Origin of the sequence: Pseudoalteromonas sp. S2893 (assembly GCF_005887105.1) — a bacterium.
Lineage (GTDB): Bacteria > Pseudomonadota > Gammaproteobacteria > Enterobacterales > Alteromonadaceae > Pseudoalteromonas > Pseudoalteromonas atlantica.
This window is the reverse complement of record NZ_PNCY01000015.1, coordinates 186300-205035: the sequence shown is the minus strand read 5'-3', so window position 1 is coordinate 205035 and position 18736 is coordinate 186300. Positions and strand designations below refer to the sequence as shown.

17 protein-coding genes are annotated in these 18736 nt (G+C 42.7%); 10 read left to right on the top strand and 7 right to left on the bottom strand.

What is annotated here, in order from left to right:
• Positions 1-302 precede the first annotated feature (302 nt).
• The 4 genes from CWC04_RS10065 to CWC04_RS10050 form a co-directional block, all read right to left on the bottom strand.
• Positions 303-1220: a carbohydrate kinase family protein gene (locus tag CWC04_RS10065; RefSeq protein ID WP_138685321.1), complete on the bottom strand. Its 918-nt coding sequence runs from the start codon at positions 1218-1220 to the stop codon at positions 303-305.
• A 2-nt stretch (positions 1221-1222) separates the two neighbouring features.
• Positions 1223-2746, bottom strand: a complete 1524-nt coding sequence (locus tag CWC04_RS10060; RefSeq protein ID WP_138685320.1) for a mannitol dehydrogenase family protein — start codon at positions 2744-2746, stop codon at positions 1223-1225.
• A 36-nt stretch (positions 2747-2782) separates the two neighbouring features.
• Entirely contained in the window at positions 2783-4504 is a 1722-nt protein-coding gene (locus tag CWC04_RS10055; protein ID WP_138685319.1) for a purine-cytosine permease family protein, read from the bottom strand.
• A gap of 182 nt (positions 4505-4686) precedes the next feature.
• Entirely contained in the window at positions 4687-5358 is a 672-nt protein-coding gene (locus CWC04_RS10050; RefSeq protein WP_138685318.1) for an HAD family hydrolase, read from the bottom strand.
• A gap of 373 nt (positions 5359-5731) precedes the next feature.
• Here CWC04_RS10050 and CWC04_RS10045 point away from each other — a divergent pair, with 373 nt between their 5' ends.
• A complete protein-coding gene (locus CWC04_RS10045) occupies positions 5732-7270 on the top strand; it encodes a catalase (protein ID WP_004587093.1) in 1539 nt (512 codons plus the stop codon).
• A gap of 100 nt (positions 7271-7370) precedes the next feature.
• Positions 7371-7832, top strand: coding sequence for an ankyrin repeat domain-containing protein (locus CWC04_RS10040; protein ID WP_374276184.1), 462 nt, complete (start codon positions 7371-7373; stop codon positions 7830-7832).
• A gap of 96 nt (positions 7833-7928) precedes the next feature.
• On the opposite strand, the gene CWC04_RS20000 is transcribed toward CWC04_RS10040, so the two are convergent.
• Positions 7929-8051, bottom strand: a complete 123-nt coding sequence (locus CWC04_RS20000; RefSeq protein ID WP_282452136.1) for a hypothetical protein — start codon at positions 8049-8051, stop codon at positions 7929-7931.
• Positions 8052-8223: 172 nt separating this feature from the next.
• Between CWC04_RS20000 and CWC04_RS10035 the strand changes: the two genes are divergently transcribed.
• Positions 8224-9090 (top strand): alpha/beta hydrolase family protein, encoded by an 867-nt coding sequence (locus tag CWC04_RS10035; protein ID WP_126009277.1) that lies wholly within the window; start codon positions 8224-8226, stop codon positions 9088-9090.
• Between the two features lie 20 nt (positions 9091-9110).
• Here the strand turns inward: CWC04_RS10035 and yddG are convergent, their stop codons facing one another.
• Positions 9111-10031, bottom strand: a complete 921-nt coding sequence (gene yddG, locus CWC04_RS10030; protein WP_138685317.1) for an aromatic amino acid DMT transporter YddG — start codon at positions 10029-10031, stop codon at positions 9111-9113.
• 175 nt (positions 10032-10206) lie between these two features.
• On the opposite strand from yddG, the gene CWC04_RS10025 reads away from it, so the two are divergent.
• The 7 genes from CWC04_RS10025 to CWC04_RS09995 all read left to right on the top strand — a co-directional run bounded on the left by CWC04_RS10025 (position 10207) and on the right by CWC04_RS09995 (position 17827).
• Positions 10207-10860, top strand: coding sequence for a TetR/AcrR family transcriptional regulator (locus CWC04_RS10025; RefSeq protein ID WP_024032802.1), 654 nt, complete (start codon positions 10207-10209; stop codon positions 10858-10860).
• Between the two features lie 3 nt (positions 10861-10863).
• Complete coding sequence (locus CWC04_RS10020; RefSeq protein ID WP_138685316.1) at positions 10864-11346, top strand: putative 4-hydroxy-4-methyl-2-oxoglutarate aldolase; 483 nt, start codon at positions 10864-10866, stop codon at positions 11344-11346.
• Between the two features lie 346 nt (positions 11347-11692).
• Entirely contained in the window at positions 11693-12901 is a 1209-nt protein-coding gene (locus CWC04_RS10015; RefSeq protein ID WP_138685315.1) for an amidase family protein, read from the top strand.
• Positions 12898-14472: a gamma-glutamyltransferase family protein gene (locus CWC04_RS10010; RefSeq protein WP_138685314.1), complete on the top strand. Its 1575-nt coding sequence runs from the start codon at positions 12898-12900 to the stop codon at positions 14470-14472. The genes CWC04_RS10015 and CWC04_RS10010 overlap by 4 nt, the downstream gene beginning before the upstream one ends.
• Complete coding sequence (locus CWC04_RS10005) at positions 14469-15293, top strand: sulfite exporter TauE/SafE family protein (RefSeq protein WP_004587085.1); 825 nt, start codon at positions 14469-14471, stop codon at positions 15291-15293. Before CWC04_RS10010 ends, CWC04_RS10005 begins: the two co-directional genes overlap by 4 nt.
• A gap of 3 nt (positions 15294-15296) precedes the next feature.
• Positions 15297-16526 (top strand): pyridoxal-phosphate-dependent aminotransferase family protein, encoded by a 1230-nt coding sequence (locus tag CWC04_RS10000; protein ID WP_004587084.1) that lies wholly within the window; start codon positions 15297-15299, stop codon positions 16524-16526.
• 14 nt (positions 16527-16540) lie between these two features.
• Positions 16541-17827 carry an allantoate amidohydrolase gene (locus CWC04_RS09995; protein WP_138685313.1) on the top strand — a complete coding sequence of 429 codons (1287 nt, stop codon included), beginning with the start codon at positions 16541-16543 and terminating at the stop codon, positions 17825-17827.
• A gap of 111 nt (positions 17828-17938) precedes the next feature.
• On the opposite strand, the gene CWC04_RS09990 is transcribed toward CWC04_RS09995, so the two are convergent.
• Complete coding sequence (locus CWC04_RS09990; protein ID WP_164834669.1) at positions 17939-18499, bottom strand: YrbL family protein; 561 nt, start codon at positions 18497-18499, stop codon at positions 17939-17941.
• Positions 18500-18736: the final 237 nt, after the last annotated feature.

Below are 18736 nucleotides of genomic sequence, written 5' to 3'. Positions count from 1 at the left end.
GCGGAAGCTTTGCTCGGTTTTGACTTATTCTTACATGGATGTAAGCCAGTAGGGTAACGCAGGAGCAGTTACCGAGCCCACTAGGTTACAAACCTCGCGCCGCGATTAAACCGCCCCTAGTTTGAACAAATTTCAAACTGCAAAGGTCAACAGACCCTATTTAAGCCACTTTTTATGCACCTTGCTCAACACTTAATCTAAACGGCTTTATTAATAAAAATTAAAGCAAAAAAAAGCGGCTTTACTATAAAAGTAAAGCCGCTTACACACACAATGATTGGGTGTAACTGTGATTTTTTACGTTACGCTGGGCTCATAAACTCGTTAATTTGTTCATGAGTCAGTGTAGGTGTAGCACCGGCACTTTCGGCCACCATTGCACCTACTGCACACGCAAAATCAACAGCATGTTGTGCACAATCGCTACTACAAAGCTGATAAATTAACGACCCTAAAAACGAATCCCCCGCGCCTACTGTATCCACAACGCTAATTAAATAACCTGAGTTATAGTAATTTTCGCCTTTTATGGTTAGTAGTGCACCGTGGCTGCCTTTAGTTACACATAAGTATTCGGTGTTAGTTTGCTGTGCAATAAACGCTAAGTTTTGCTCAAGTGAATGGAACTTACAGCCCATTGCTTTAGCAATTTCATAAAGCTCTTCATCGTTTAATTTGATGAAATCGGCTTTATTCATTAAATCTACTAATGTGTCTAACGTGTAGTGTGGCGCACGTAAATTTACGTCAAACACTTTAAAGTTAGCTACATCAACTAATTGGTTTAATGTGGCAAGTGAGGCATCGCTTCGGCCAATTAGGCTGCCAAATACAAATACATCACTGGCTTTTACTTTTTCAATAAGTGAGTCTGTAAGCTCAATGTTATCCCATGCAGTGTCGGCAACTATTTCGTAGCTGGCTGAGCCGCTTTTATCTAGGGTAACTTGTACTGTGCTGGTTTTTTTGTCGTTATTAACGCCAATGTATTCGCAGCTTACGCCTTTGCTTTTAATTTCGCCTAGTAGCTCAGTACCGAGTTCATCGTTACCTACAGCGCTTATCATGTCGGCTTTAATGCCCAGTGAGTTAATACGCACACACATGTTAAGCGGTGCGCCGCCTAGGCGTTTATCGTTCGCAAAACAATCCCATAGTACTTCGCCAAAGCAGCTTACGCTTACGTCTTTACCTTGTTTAGAATCAATTAAAATGCTCATTATTAGTTACCTTTAGGCTCAAGCACGTTATTCATAATTGCTTTAATTTTGCTAGCCGGTGCGTATAACGCTTCTACATTGTTTTTGTAGTGAGACGTAAAGGCACTTTGCGTATTTAAATCGCCAAATAAGCTAGTTAGCGATAAAAATGCAAGGTCATCAGTCGCCGTTTTAGCCGCAGCTTCATGTAACTCGCTTTGCATTGCATCGATTATTTCAAGCTTATTGCCTTGCTCATCTTCGCCTTTATCGCTGTAAAAACACCATGCAGCAATAACCAGGGTCGCAAGTGATACATCACGGCCATGGGCTAGATTTTCGTTAATGGTGGCAATTAAAAACTTAGGTAACTTTGCTGCGCTTTCTGAACAAATGCGCGATAAGCTGTCTTTAATGTTTGGATTAGCAAAGCGCTCAATTAGCGTGTCTTTGTAGATTTCAAGATCAATGCCTTCTAATTTCTCTAGGTTAGGCGTTACTTCTCTATCCATAAACGCACGTAAGTACTTTGCAAATAAAGGATCTGATACTGTTTCGTCAATTGTGCCGTAGCCATGTACAGAGCCTAATAAACCCAGTACCGAATGGCCTGCATTTAATAAGCGTATTTTCATGGTCTCAAAAGGTGTTACGTCACTTACAAATTGTGCGCCAACGCTATCCCAATCTGGGCGTCCGCAACAAAATGAGTCTTCAATTACCCATTGTGAAAACGACTCACAGGTAATTGGCCATTCATCGCTAACACCGTAGGCATCAACAACGTAGTCAATATCGCTCTTTTTAGATACTGGCGTAATACGGTCAACCATTGCATTTGGGAAGGTTACGTTATTAGCAATCCACTCGCTTAGTTCTTTATCTTGCTCGGCCGCAAAGGCAAGTAGCATTTTACGCGTTACATTACCGTTGTGCTGAATGTTATCGCACGACTGTACTGTAAACGCATCAAGGCCTTGTTCTTTACGTAGCTTTAACGCAGCAGTAATGTAGCCAAACGCCGTAATTGGGTCGTTCGGGTTATTAATGTCGTTAATAATGTCTGGGTTTGAGTAGTCAAACTCACCCGTAACTGGGTTAAAGTTATAGCCGCCTTCGGTAATGGTTAACGACACAATATGCGTATCGCTGTGCGCAAGCTTATTAATAACCGCTTGCTTGTCCTCTGGAGCAAACAAAAAGTCAATCATAGAGCCAATAACTTTGTTATCTATTTGCCCGTTTGGGTGTCTTACCGTTAGCGTGTAAAGGTAGTCTTGTTGCTTTAAAATATCGCGCAGACCACGGTTACCTTCTAATAAGCCAACACCACAAATACCCCACTGTTCAGCACCTGGCGTTTTTAATAGCTCGTTAATGTACACCGCTTGGTGAGCACGGTGAAAGCCGCCCACACCAATATGAACTATACCCGCTTTTAGCTTACTACGGTCGTAGTTTGGTGTATCTACATGGCTTGGCATATCTGCCAAGCTTTGTTGGTTTAGCCCTTTAACAAGAGCGTCAGTGTGCTGGTGTTGCGTCATGGTGCGGCCTTACTAAAACAATATTAAAAATTTAAATTAAGATGCAGTATTGAGTGCTTTATGGCGCAATAGCGACCAGTAAGCGGTTGCAAAATAAATAATGGTGCAAATAAAACATGCAATTTCAAACTGAGATTTATTTCCTGCGTAAATGCTCATGCTGTCACTAAAAAACATTACTTGGCTGGCAAAGCCAAAAATAATAAGTAACGAAACAGTCGACACGCCATTTAACACTTTGGTTAGCATTGAGTTATCAACAACTGGAGCTTGAACGTTTTCTGCAAGTCCTGCTTGGTACTCTTTAATGTCTTGCAGCTCTTGCTCTTCTGCTGCAATTTCTTTGCTGTAGTCTTCACCTGCGCCGTATTTTTTAGCCAGTAGCGTGTAAATAACAATGGTGAAAATCCAAGTAGGAATAAATAAGTAGTAAAACGACATTACATCAATTGCATTTAAACCAAAGCCAAATACAAGTGCTAATGCCCAAGAGGCAATGGCTGGTACGCTACGTGTAATGTTTTTGTATTTAGCCCAGTAGCGGGTTAAACCAATTTTAGGAAATAAAACATGCTCGGCAAATACAATTCCGCCTACAGGTACTACTAATAAGCCTGCGTAAGTTAAAAGCGGTAACATTTGCGAAAATACAAACGGGAAACACGCAATTATAACGGTTACAACACCGACAATTGCGGTAGTGCGCTCGCGCGATTGGTCAATAAAAATAGATTGTGCTGCAAGGCCTGCACGGTAAAGGTTAGCGTTAGCTGTAGTCCAGCCCGCAATAATTACAATAACAAAGCCTGTCCAGCCTAATGCGTGGTAAGCAACGTCACCTGGGTCAAGTGATGAAATAGTTGTTTTAAGTAATACCGCAACACCTGCGCCCATAATACCAGCCGAGATCCATGCTAAGTAATGGCCAAAAAACATACCTACGCCTGAAAACAAACCGTAGCTTTTGCGTTTAGCAAATCTAAAAATTGCCATATCAATTAAGCCAAAGTGGGTAATAGAGTTTGCAGCCCATGCAAAACCAATAACCTCTAATAAGCCAATACCTTTTTCGCCATCAGCGGTGGTACCGGTCCAAATAGAAGAATCCCCTATCGCCATAAAGTCATCAAACCCTGTTAGCGTGGTCACTCCTAATACATGATTAGAAAGCTCAGGGAACAATGCAAACGAGCCCGCTATAAAAATAACAAATAACCATGGCGCACAAATTTTAGAAAAATCAGCAACGGTTGAAAAACCATACATAGCCACAAATACAACAATAGAGCCAACCGATAAAACAATGGCCACAAATGCTAAGCTGTTAGGGTACCAATCGAGTTGCGCGGGTATATCAAACAAAAACCGCACTGCGGTTGCCGATACCGTGATCATGGCGGCGGATATCACACTAAATATGACCACGTTTGCCCAGTTATAGAGCTTGGTCATTGAGTTACCCGCAATTTTATTTAGGTAGTTGTATAAACTTAAGCGTGTTTCTACCGCAATTGGAGAGGTAATTAACCACCACGAACACATAGCTAATAGATTACCAATTAATAAACCTAATAAAATGTCGATGGTCGATGCGCCTAATGCAACAAAGGTTGCACCAATAACAAACTCGGTTGCAGCAACGTGTTCACCAGCGTATAAACCGGCAAAGTGCTTCCAACCATGAAGCTTATGATTAGCAACGGGCAATTGCTCTTCGTTAACATCGTTAAATGTTTGTGTGTGTGGACTTGATGCCATGGTATTTTCCTATTGTTTTAAGCACAGCCCTAACTATTAATTTAAATAAGTGTTTTTTATTTAAATTAATAGTGAGTAAATCACCGTGCCTTTTTATAATGCTACTACTATAACTACTTAATAATTAATGCATTTTTACGTTAAGCTTTGTCAGTGTAATAAAGCTCAACGTTGATATTCTATTACTGTGTTTGTAATGTTGGGTACTGCTTATAAAAGTCATCCCAATGCGTTAAATGCGCTACCTCTGGGTAAGCTTGGTGAACAAAGTTCACTGCATCTTGCATATGCCCACCCCCGCTGTAATGCAAAACCTGCATATTGGCGGCAAGTGCGGCGCACACGCCGGCTTTTGAATCTTCAATCACTAAACAATCTTGTGGCTTTACACCCATTTGCTCAGCGGCATGTAAAAATAAATCGGGCGCTGGTTTACCATTTTTTACCTCACTTGAGGTAAATACCTTATTAAAGTGCTGCGATAAATTAACCACATTAAGCGCTTTAGCGGTGCGTTTAGGGCTACTGCTTGTTGCAATACAGCAAGGTACAGATAATTGCTCTAGCACGTGTTTGATGCCGTTAGTTGGCATTAATGCAGTTTCGAACTCGTTTAATAATGCTTCTCGGTAATCGGCTTCAAAGCTCTCAGCTAAGGTCACGTTAAAGGTATTGAATAAGTTTTGGGTGACTGTTTTAAAATTACAGCCCAAAAAATATTGTTGTACATAGGCTCGGTCAATATTAACGCCAATCTCTGCAAGCATGTTTATTAACACTTGCGCGCTTAATATTTCGCTATCTATAACAACGCCATCACAATCAAAAATAACTAATTCTATTTTAGTATTCATATTGCCCCTTTTTATGCACCTAGTTTGGTGCAACCTCAACTTGGGCATAAGCCCAGCAAGTGAGCATATTCTCTTTATTGTTATAATAAGTCAACATCTTGTTAGTGAAAAACGCACCACAGTGGTGAATATTTATTCATTAAATATGAAATTGTCTGTATTTTCATTGATTTCAAAATTGCAATTACGACTAAGGTCGAACATTGCAAAACCGCTATTTAGAAAATAGAAGGCAGCACGCAAACAGTAATCTAAATTTGTGATTACTCCAATCTAAACAATCAATTTTACCGAACTTACTTTTGTTAATACACTCGTTAACAGTTAAACAGCCAGCAACACTGCCGGCACTTTTATACAGATGAGGTCGACAATGAATACTCAAAAAAACACGATTAATAATAAATCTACGTTAACGCTAAGCGCATTAGCTTTAGCAATGGCATTACCTGCAAGTGCCGCAACTACCCTTACTAAAGACAACGGCGCAGCTGTTGGCGACAACCAAAACTCTATTACCGCAGGTGAGCGCGGAAGTGTATTACTTGAAGACGTACACCTAATTCAAAAGCTACAACGTTTTGCACGTGAGCGTATTCCTGAGCGTGTAGTGCATGCGCGTGGTACAGGTGCACACGGTGTGTTTGTAGCGTCTAAAGAATTAGATGACTTAACAATTGCTGCACCGTTTGCAGAAGCGGGTAAAGAAACTGACGTATTTGTACGTTTTTCATCAGTAATTCACTCAAAAGGTAGCCCAGAAACACTACGTGACCCACGTGGTTTTGCTACTAAGTTTTACACCGACCAAGGTAACTGGGATTTAGTAGGTAACAACTTACCGGTATTCTTTATTCGTGATGCGATTAAATTTCCAGACATGGTTCACTCGTTAAAGCCGTCACCGGTAGATAACATTCAAGATCCTAACCGCTTTTTTGACTTTTTCTCATACGAGCCAGGTTCTACTCACATGTTAACGTGGGTATACAGCGACTACGGTACACCAGCAAGCCTACGTAAAATGGACGGGTGGGGCGTACATGCTTACAAAATGATTAATAAGTCTGGCGATGTTAAATACGTTAAGTTTCATTGGGTAAGCCAACAAGGGATAGACAACCTTGATGCTAAAGAAGTAAACGAAGTGCAAGGTAAAGACTTCCAACACTTAACACGCGACCTATACAGCGAGATTGGTAAAGGCAACTTCCCTAAGTGGGATCTATACATTAAAACCCTTGATCCGTCGCAGTTAGATGACTTTGACTACAACCCATTAGATGCAACAAAAATGTGGTTAGACGTTAAAGAAACTAAAGTAGGCACCATGACCCTAAACCGTATGCCAACTAACTTCTTCCAATCTACAGAACAAGTTGCAATGGCACCGGCAAATGTAATTCCGGGTATTGAGCCATCTGAAGACAGACTATTACAAGGGCGTGTTTTCTCTTACGCCGATACGCAAATGTACCGCTTAGGTGCTAACCACCAACAATTGCCAATTAACCGTGCAAAAGTTGAAGTGGTTAACTACAACCAAGACGGCGCAATGAACTACGGTAATACAACAAGTAACGTGAACTACCAACCAAGTCACGAAAACGTTGCAGAAAACCCAATTGCACGCAGAAGTAACACAGAGCTAAAAGGCTACGTACAACAAGCAGCAATTAAAAAGCAGCAAAACTTTGCTCAAGCGGGTGTACTTTACCGCAGCTTTAGCAAGCAAGAGCGCACTAACTTAGTTAACAACTTAGCCGGCGATTTAGGCAAAGTGAAAGACAGCAAAGTTATGCACAAAATGCTTAGCCACTTCTACAAAGCAGATAGCGAATACGGTACACGCTTAACTAACGCTGTAAACGGCGACATGAAACAAGTTAAGCAACTAGCCGCTAAGCTTTAATATTTTACCCAACCTGTAAGTTATTGAGGAAAGCCTAGCTTTCCTCTTTTTTAAAAAGGTAAACAGTATGCGTAAATTACTTATTATATTTACTTTAGTGATGAGCTTTTCAGGCTTTGCCAATGAGCCACAAAGCCCTGTAACGGAACAAAGCACCGCCCAGTCGCAATACGACAGCTTACTTGCTTATTACTTTGCAGCCGCACGCACCGACGACACCGCCGTAATAACGCAATTTGTAGATGCTGGCATTCCTATTAATAGTTACAACAACAAAGGTTACACCGCGCTAATGATTGCCACCTACCACGGCAATAAAAATACGGTAAACACCTTATTGCAATTAGGCGCTAATGCCTGCCTTGAAGACAACCGCGGTAACACAGCCCTAATGGCTGCCATATTTAGAGGCGAATTTAGTATAGCTAAAACACTTGTAGGCCTTGATTGCGATAACGCACATCAAAACAAAGCCGGTCAAACAGCCGAACAATTTGCACAAAAATTTGGCCAACAAAAAGTGCTCGATTTATTAGCACAGGTAAACAGTAAATCTAATTAATCAACTTTTAATATACCCATTTGCCCGTTATTGTTAGTGACAATAAGGCTACATTAGCAGCCAATAACCAGGCTTTAGCAAAATAAGTAGTACCCTTTAGTTATTTAAACCTTCCTCTCGCCCCATTTCATCGGGGCGTGGTTTAATACCAACGCCAATAAATAGTTGATCTATTTTACCTGCTAAAACAACGCATTTCTTTGTTGTAATTAGCGTCAAGTGAGCAACTATTTACAGCAATTTACACCTAAACTGAATTGCTTATTCGACGTAAAATTTAGAACATATAATTGATAGGGTTGGTATAAACAATGCTTTCCCCTCTTGCCGATACTGGTCTAACCAGATATTATTTTTACCTGTGTACTTTATATGGGAAATAATAATTCTAATGACCGCACCACACTTTGAGCACACCACTATTACCTGTAATAACAGGCAAACCCTAAGCGCCCGTGTATTTACACCCACCAGCCCTATTAAAGGTGCGGTGATGATTGCCCCTGCAACCGGTATAAAGCAGCAGTTTTATGCAAACTTTGCTACTTACTTACAGCAACATGGCTTTGGCGTTATTACGTTTGATAACAGTGGCATTGGCCAATCGCTTAACCGCAGTATTAAAAAAAGCAAAGCCAGTTTACAAAGTTGGGGTGAGCAAGACATGCCTGCGGTACTTGAGCATTTGCAAAGGGTATTTCCTAATACGCAATATCATTTAGTGGGTCATAGCGCCGGCGGGCAATTAGTGGGGCTAATGCATAACGCTAACGAGCTAAGCTCCGCGTTTAATTTTGCTTGCTCGTCAGGTAAATTAACTAATATGAGCTTAGTGTACCAGGTTAAAGCGCACTTTTTTATGAATGGAGTTATACCCCTTAGTAATGCCTTGTTTGGTCATACTAAATCGCAGTGGTTTGGCATGGGCGAACCCCTACCTAAAGGCGTAGCTAAACAATGGCGAAAATGGTGTAACGCCCAAGGGTATGTGCAATCAGCATTTGGTGATACCGTATTTCAACACTGTTACAACACGCTTTCTATGCCCTCAATATGGGTTAATGCTACCGATGACGATATTGCTAACAATGCAAATGTTGCCGATATGCTCTCGGTTTTTCCTAAATTAAAAGCACAAACCCTAACCTTAAACCCACACGACTATGGTTTGAAGGAAATTGGCCATATGAAATTTTTTAGCAAAAAATCTGACGGATTATGGCCACTTGCGCTTAACTGGCTAAACAAACACAGTTAAAAAAGGATGCGTTTACACCGTTAGTTTACGGCGTTAATTTGCTTTTTAACTGGTTTTTCACGCGTTACGAAATAGCATACGAGTGAGCCGCCAGTTACCATTATTACTCCTTGCCAAAACGAGGCACTGAGGGTAATTGATAAATAAAGCGCCGAAATAATCGCCGAAAAAACCGGCGTAAAATACGAAAGCGTACCAAGCAACATTAAGTTACCGCCAATAATAGCTTGGTTCCAAAGAGCATACCCGCTGCCAACAACCACACCAGCTAACACAAGCGTTACGGTCGCGTGCAGTGTAAAGGTCATTTTTGGCTCGTCACTTAATCCATACAACACCCATAAGCTTAGTGCCGTAGCGATAAAAAACAGCACAATGGCATTTTGCCCATTGCTATTTTTTTGAGTAATTACACAGTAAACAGACCAAATAAAAGGTGCTACAAACGCCAACAAGTAAGCCGTTGGGTTACTGGCAAAATTACCCATAATACTGTTAAGAGATAACCCGCTATCGCCACCAACGCACCAAGCCACACCAAAAAAAGCGAGCAGCATACCGGGGTAAATCCAAATACTTACTTTACTACGGTTAACTATAATACTGAGCAAAATGGTAAGTGTGGGCCATAAATAATTTATAACTGCCATTTCTACCGCTTGGTGGCGATTATTAGCAAGCCCTACAAACAGCGCTAAACACACCTCGTAAAGTGCAAATAAAGCAGTGCCCCAAATAATATAACGCTTATTAAACCCAGCAAACTTGGGCCGCCCCATTACCAAAATTAAAAACAGCGCGCTAACACTGTACATAAGTGCCGACCCACCTATAGGGCCAAATAACTCCGAAACATCCCTGAGCAGAGCCACTAAACAACTCCATAATAAAATAGCGGCAATGCCATAAAGCGTGTATTTATGATTAGAAAAAAAGTCCATTAACTACCTAAAAGTACTACTTATGTTTGACGTTACGCTAACAGTAATTAATGGGTTAAACAATTGTTGCTCATCATTTATTGTTATAAAGATGTTTTTGGCCTGCACTTAAGTGTTTGACCTTTTGGTCAGTAAAGTTACAATCATTCAACACGTTAAAAACAGCATCGCCATAATGAGCACACAAACAAAGCCAAATAAAAAAGAACTCACCCGAGTAAAAAACCAAACATTAATACTCGATGCCGCCGAGCAGTTGTTTTCTCAGCTTGGTTACGATGGCACCAGTATGAGTATGGTTGCCAAAGAAGCAGGCGTTCCTAAGGCCAATATTTTATATTATTTTAAAAGCAAAGACGGCCTATACGAAAACGTAATAGACCGCATTATCGCGCACTGGAACTTAGGCTTAGATAACGTAACCCCTGAGGACGACCCTGCACATGTGTTGTATCACTATATTAAAAGCAAAGTCATACTTGCCGTAAACCAGCCGCTGCAATCACGTTTATTTGCCAGTGAAATACTGCGCGGCGCTCCTTATTTGCAAAACTACTTTAGAACCAACACACGCCCGTGGGTAAAACAAAAGGTAGACGTGTTTCAGGCCTGGATAGATGCAAACAAAATGGATAATGTTGACCCTTACCATTTATTATTTACCATTTGGTCAACTACGCAGTACTACGCCGATTTTCAGGCCGAAGTGCTACTGGTAATGAACAAATTAGAATACGACGAAACCGATGTGGCACAAATAACGCAATCAACTGCCCACATAATTTTAAAAGGTATTGGTTTAAAAATACCTGAGCACAGTGAGGCTTAACCCATGGATAATTTTACCACCCCAGACTTATTTGACGATCACCGCAATAGCGTACAAATTGCCGACAGCGGCCTGCGCCACTTTGGTAAAAAAACCACATTTAGTGGCCAAGCAATTACCGTTACCTGCCCAGACGATAACTCGTTTGCCGCCGACATACTGCATGAAAACGGCAAGGGTAAAGTACTGGTTATTGATGGTTTTGCTAGCAAACGCTTTGCTTTTATAGGCGATATTATGGCGGAGCGCGCGTTAAAAAACGGCTGGGAAGGCGTGATTATTAACGGCTGTTGTCGCGACATTGAAATACTTGCCACTATGGATTTACCGGTTATGGCACTGGGCTCAACCCCGCGCAGTACATTAAAGCGTGGCTTTGGAGATAAAAATCAAACAGTGACCATGCTTAGTACCACAATTAACCCTAACGATTGGCTATACGCCGATGTAAATGGCTTAATTATTAGCCCTAACGCATTACTATAAACGCCACACTTGCAACCAAGTTGGTGCAATCACGCACCAACTTGGTGTGTTTTCACCTCTAAATTACACCTCCTTTAATACTTATATTTTTATAAATATCTGCTAAACCCCATACAAACCAAATAAAACCTGACCGAACGGACAGCTTTATTGCATTTGGCATTGCTTTTGCTTAGCTTTTAGGCAATATAATAGCTAACCGATTAAAAAGCGGATCAGGCTCTGTAAAATAAAAATAAGATGTTACGCAGTGGGCTGAAAAATAATAATAACTAATTCGTCTTTTTAATCACCCTAAATCTGATTATAACCAGTTGGTCAGATTTACTTTATAACGAGTGGTGATATGAGTACCAAAACACATAATAATTTTACCGGTATTTTTTGTGACCATGGCCCTAACGCATGGCAAACACAAACCCACGGCAAACTTGTAAATAAGCGCCTTGCAGTAAAAGATGTATTTGCTGTTAAAGGCGAGCGCAACAGCGCAGGTAGCCCAAGCTGGTTTAAAGCAGCAAAACCTGCACAGCAAACAGCAAGTGCCGTAAACAAACTAATGAATGAAGGTTGTAGCTTTACAGGCTTTACCCATACCGATGAGCTGGCCTACAGCTTAGAGGGCAATAACATTCACTATGGTGCAGCACAAAACCCAAAACTTAAGGGCCATGCAAGTGGCGGCTCAAGTATGGGCTCGGCTGCAGCTGTAGCGGCTAACCTAGCCGATATTGGCTTAGGTACTGATACTGGTGGCTCTATAAGGATACCGGCAAGTTATTGTGGCTTATTTGGTATAAGGCCAAGCCATAACGTAATTGAAAAAGATGGCCTAATACCGCTAGCGCCCCCATTTGATACCATTGGCTGGCTTACGCAAAATGCAGAGCTGCTAAGCGATGTAGGCAATGTACTGTTACCAAATCAAGCTATTAATAACGTTGATACTTTAGTTATTTGCGAGCCATTATTTGAGCTGGTTGACCCTGTTCTACAAGCCCCACTTAAACAATTGCTTGAAAAAACCAAACCTTATTTTAAACACCATAAAGAATTTGAACTGCCTAACAGCAGCTTATTAAACGAACTGGCTGACAGCTTTAGAATACTGCAAGGGCGAGCAATCGCAAAAACGCATAAAGATTGGCTTCAATTGCCAGGGCAACTTCCCCAGTTTGCTCCGGCAATTGCGGCACGTTTTAACATGGCGCTTGCCCTAACCGCCCAAGAAGAGCAAGAAGCACTAAATGTACAAACCCAGTGGCAAACACTAATCGCTAAAAACCTAAACACAAACAGCTGTTTATTTTTGCCAACCACACCCACAACTGCACCTAAATTGGGCGCCGACACAAGCGCCTTACGCATGCAAATAATCACCTTATCGGCCATTGCGGGCTTGAGCCGCTCGGCGCAAGTACACTTACCATTGGCTAATTTAGAAAATGGCCACCCGTATGGGTTTTCATTAATGATGAGCCACGGCAACGATAAAAGCCTACTTGCCTGCGTACAACAATTAGCTGCCCATTTTAAACAGGACACACTTGTATGAGCACACACAACATTGCCTTTACTGCCCCGCATTTTGCTGCAACCGAGGCAGGCACCTTAATACTAAAACAAGGCGGTACAGCCACCGAAGCCATGGTAGCGGCAGCGGCTGCTATTAGCGTGGTATATCCGCATATGAACTCAATTGGCGGCGACAGTTTTTGGCTTATTGATAACCCAAACCAAAGTATACCCACTGCCATTGATGCCTGCGGGCGCGCACCAAACGATATAAGCGCCTATAGCAATGAGCCACACATACCAGAACGCGGCGGTTTAAGCGCATTGACCCAAGCTGCAACATTACGCGGCTGGCAAAAAGCCCTTGCGGTAGATGAGCACGCTGCTCTTTCGCTAAGTACTATTTTAGCCCCAGCCATAAAGCTCGCGCGCGAAGGCTTTACAGTATCTAAAAGCTTGCAAGCAGGCTGCGAAAAGCTTGCCACCGCTTCAAACACTAACGCTGCCTTTAAAGAACTTTACATACCTAATGGTAAACCGCTGCAAGCGGGCCAACATTTTAAAAACCCAAAACTTGCCAGTACCTTTGAGCACTTAGCCGAGCATGGCTTAAACGCCTTTTACCAAGGCCCTTTAGCAGAGTCGTTTGCAAACGATTTAGCTGCCGCAGGCAGTGCAATTACACGCGCTGATATTGCCAATACGCAGGCCGATTTAGTAACGCCGCTCAGTGCTAATTTATCGGGCATACAGTGTTATAACTTACCCGCCCCCACGCAAGGCGTGCATTCTCTGCAAATAATTGGCGCTGTTAATAAACTAAAACATTTAGCCAAAACAGAGGCCGATTGGATGCACTTAATTGTTGAGGCAACCAAACAAAGCTTTACTCACCGCCCTACACTTTGGGCAGACCCAGATGCGCTAGGCGATGATTATAAAAACGCATTAACTGATGAGCGCTTAAATGCGCTTGCCAGCAATATAGATATGAGCCAAGCCAAGCAATGGCCATTTAATGCAGAGCCAGGCGATACCGTTTGGATGGCAGCACGTGATAAAAACGGCCAACTAGTGAGCTTTATTCAAAGTGTTTACTGGGAATTTGGTAGCGGCATTTTGATGAGCGAAGGCGGCTTTGTGTGGAATAACCGCGGTTTAAGTTTTAGTTTAAATAGCAACGATGCCAATGCCTTAAAAGCGCATAAAAAACCGGCTCATACACTCAACCCTGCTTTAGCAAAATTTGACGATGGTAGACGCCTTGCCTACGGCACCATGGGCGGCGAAGGCCAGCCACAAACACAAGCTGCAGTATTTAGTGGTTACGCATGGCGTAATAAATCAATTGCCCAAGCAGTAAGCGATCCGCGTTGGTTACTAGGGCGCACCTGGGGCGATACAAGCACAAATTTAAAGGTAGAGCAAAGCTTAGTAATTCAAGTTAAACATGAATTAAATCAACGTGACCACGACTGGGTAAGCGTTGATAATAACAATGAAATGATGGGTCATGCAGGTGCCATTTTAGATACGCCTACCAGCCTTGAAGCAGCCACCGATCCTCGTTCAGATGGTCGCGCAACAGTAACTACAGCAGGAACACAATGACAGAAATAATAAATCAATGGCCGATTATAGCGGCCTTAATAGCAACCGGTATTTTTGCAGGTATTTTAGCAGGCCTATTTGGTGTAGGCGGCGGCATAGTAATTGTGCCTGTGCTGTACTTTTTACTGCAAGGCTTTGGCGTAAGCCCTGAGTCGGCCATGATGATAGCCACAGCGACATCGCTTGCCACCATAGTGCCTACTTCTATTTCGTCGATTCGCTCGCACCATGCTAAGGGCAATATCGACCTTGCTTTAATTAAATACTGGGCCCCGTTTATTTTGGTAATGGCCGTTATATGTAGCTACTTAGCTCATTCTATACGCGGTAATGCGTTGGTACTTATGTTTGCCTGTATTGCCATTTTAGTAAGTTTAAACATGTTATTTAGAGCCGGCGCGCCTGCCCTTGTTAGTAAATTACCAGGTAAATTTGGCCAAGGCATTATGGCAAGTATTGTCGGTGGTTTATCGGTAATGATTGGCATAGGTGGCGGCACTATTGGCGTACCCATGCTAAACGCGTTTAACGTACGTGCCCATGTTGCCGTTGGCACCGCTGCTGTATTTGGCTTATTAATTGCGCTACCGGGCGTTATTACTTTATTAAGTATTGGTACTACACCCACCGATGCGCCGCTTGGCACGTGGGGCCTTGTAAACCTACCTGCTTTTATACTTATTATTCCGCTTACTATTTTGTTTGCCCCTATTGGCGTAAAAATTGGTAGCAAGCTAGATCAAAAACAATTAAAACGCGCCTTTGCCGTTGTATTAATGATAACGGGCATTCGTATGCTTATTCAGACTCTGGGAGCCTAAAACATGTTTAGCGACACGCAAATTCAAACTTTAAATCCGCCACAGCGATTACTCATGGGCCCAGGCCCAATAAATGCAGATCCACGCGTGCTACGTGCTATGTCGGCGCAGCTAATTGGCCAATACGACCCAGTAATGACCGGTTTTATGAACGAAACCATGGCCCGCTATCGCGAAATTTTTAAAACCAAAAACGAATGGACCATGTTAGTTGATGGCACATCACGCGCGGGCATAGAAGCCGTTTTATGCTCTATTTTACGCCCAGGCGATAAAGTACTGGTGCCCATTATGGGCCGCTTTGGCCACTTGCTTGCTGAAATAGCCGAGCGCGTAGGCGCAAAAGTACACACCATAGAAGTCCCGTGGGGCGAGGTATTTACGCCCGAACAAATAGAAAAAGCCATTGTTGATGTAAAACCCCATGTACTTGCTATGGTACAGGGCGATACCTCTACAACCATGAACCAACCCCTTGAACACATTGGCGATATTTGCCAAAAACACGACGTATTATTTTACTGCGATGCCACCGCTTCGATTGTAGGTAACGATTTACCCGCCGATGAGTGGAAGCTCGATGCGCTTTCGGTTGGATTGCAAAAATGTTTAGGTGGCCCGTCTGGCTCTGCTCCTTTAACACTGAGCGATAAATGCGCCGATTGGATCCAAAAGCGCAAAAAAGTAGAAGCGGGTATTCGTACCGCGCAGCATACCGACGGCACCGAGCCATTTGTACGCTCAAACTACTTTGATTTAGGCATGATCATGAATTACTGGGGTGAAGAGCGCCTTAACCACCACACCGAAGCCACCAGCATGCTGTATTGCGCATCAGAATGTGCTCGCATTGTTATTGAAGAAGGCGTAGATAACTGCGTTGCCCGCCACAAGTTACACGGCGATGCCATGCTAACGGGTATTCAAGCGCTGGGCTTAAACGTATTTGGCGACTTAAACCATAAAATGAACAACGTAGTGGGTGTGTATATACCCGAGGGCATTAATGCTGACCACGTACGCGGACAAATGCTAACCGACTTTGGTATTGAAATTGGCACCTCGTTTGGCCCGCTGCATGGCAAAATTTGGCGTATTGGCACCATGGGTTACAACGCCCGTAAAGATGCCGTATTACAAACATTGGCAAGCCTAGATGCCTGCTTACACGCCAACGGCTATAAAGGCCCTAAAGGCGAAGCCGCTATTGCCGCCCTTGCCCATTATAAATAAAAAAAGGATTTAGCATGACGATTGCAAGCCCCCTCCATGAGCCATTATTAAACAGTGAGCTGGCTAATAAATTTGCCGCGCGCGCGTTATTGCGCTGTAAAACGCTCAGTGGCCTATCGCAAATGCAAGGTGGCATTCACCGTGTGTATTTATCTAAAGAGCACAAAGAGTGTAACCGTGTCACTGCTGAATGGATGGCTGAGGCGGGCATGCAATCGTGGCAGGACGAAGTCGGCAATTTATGGGGGCGCTTAGCATCATCTAACCCAAACGCTAAACGATTAATTATTGGCTCACACCTAGACACCGTACCAAACGCCGGTGCATTTGATGGTATTTTAGGGGTGTTACTGGGGATTGAAATAGCCGCCCTTGCACACACGCTTAAGCTTGATTTACCGTTTCATTTAGATGTAGTGGGCTTTTGTGATGAAGAAGGCACCCGCTTTGCCACCACATTAATTGGCTCAAAAGCACTGGCGAATGAGTTTGACCCCCAGTGGTTAAATATACAAGATACAAAAGGCATTAGTATGCGCCAAGCCATGCTTGATTTTGGCCTAAACCCTGATGATTACGCTAAAGCCGCCCTTAACAAAAACGAATTACTCGGTTATTGGGAAACCCACATAGAGCAAGGCCCAGTGCTTGAATCGGTAAACCAGGCGCTAGGCGTAGTAACCGCTATTGCTGGCGCCAAACGCGCTATGATCACCCTATCAGGCCAAAGCGGCCATGCAGGCACTACGCCAATGAACTTACGCCAAGATTCATTAGTTGGCTGCGCCGAGCTTACCCTTGCCATAGAGCAACTAGCAAAAAACGCGAGTAATGGTGAAGTCGCCACCGTAGGGCAAATTCATGCTCGCCCAGGCGCTACAAACGTTATTGCCGGTAAAACGACTATAAGCCTAGATGCACGCGCACAAAATGATGCCGACCTAGCAGTATTACTTAATGCAATACATACCCGCGTCGATCAAATTGCTACATCGCGTAATTTAACGCTTGATTGGCAATGGACACATGCGGCCGACGCCGTAGCGTGCGACACTCAAATTCAGCAATTGTTTAGCAGTGCCTGTAAATTGAATAACCAAGCCTCGCCTTCACTTGCCTCTGGCGCTGGGCACGATGCCATGGCTATTGCCCCTATTTGCCCTGTGGGCATGCTATTTATACGCAGCCCTGGCGGGATAAGCCATCACCCCGCAGAAGCTGTTATTGATGAGGATGTAACAAAAGCCCTTAGCGTAATGTACAGCGCACTCATGCTGTATGTAAAAGAGTTAGAAAAGTAACTAACGGTTGTGTATCCGCAGGGTAGGCTATGTGCTGTTAGCTTAGCCCTGCGTATTAAACGGGGCTGTGGTTATTAATTAAAGCCAGTATTTAAAGTGGGAGTTTAAAACTTAATTAAGGCTTAAGCCAAGCTCATTTAAACTCGCTTCAAAGCGCTGCCATTTTCTATTTATTTTACGCTTAGCCGATGAGCTCACGTAATTACTAATAGGAAAAAACTCAGTATTACCAATATCATCAACAACAACACACCGCTCAATGGTGCCGTTATTATTAACACACGCTATGTTGCGTGGTTTTATTTCTTTGGTGATCACTAAATTGTGCAATAAATAATCTTTTAAATTTAATAGTGGCTCGGCTAAGGCTTCACTATTTGGCTGATTTAAATAATATTCTAGCGTTTTAGCCGGCTGATTATTTGCATCAATCACTAAATCAAACACATACCCTGTGCCAATATTGGTGTGTACCGTACCATGGTATCGCGCTAACAACTGCCACTGAATATTTCGGTTACTAAGTCGCTTATAATAAGCCAGCTCTTGGTCTTGCTCTTGCGAAAACCCTTCATGGCTTACTTTTATACATAAATTATGTGCCTCAGGGTGCCTGTAACACGTTCTATGCGCCCCTTTACCTACAATTAAATCGTCGTTCAATGAGATCAAACCAATTTTCGTCCTAACGTAAATTTACAAATACCAATTCGCTTAATTAAGTAACCTGTTTTGAGGATTGGTATAAAACGAGGTAAATAACACGCCTTAAAATTGCACGCTTAGTATTTACATCTATTAATGCAGCTTTTTTAATACTATGTCAGTAATAAAGTAGGTACATTCGTTAAATAAGCCGGCCATTTTAACTATAAATTAGGGTTTATCAAGGTAAATTAGCTACAGTTT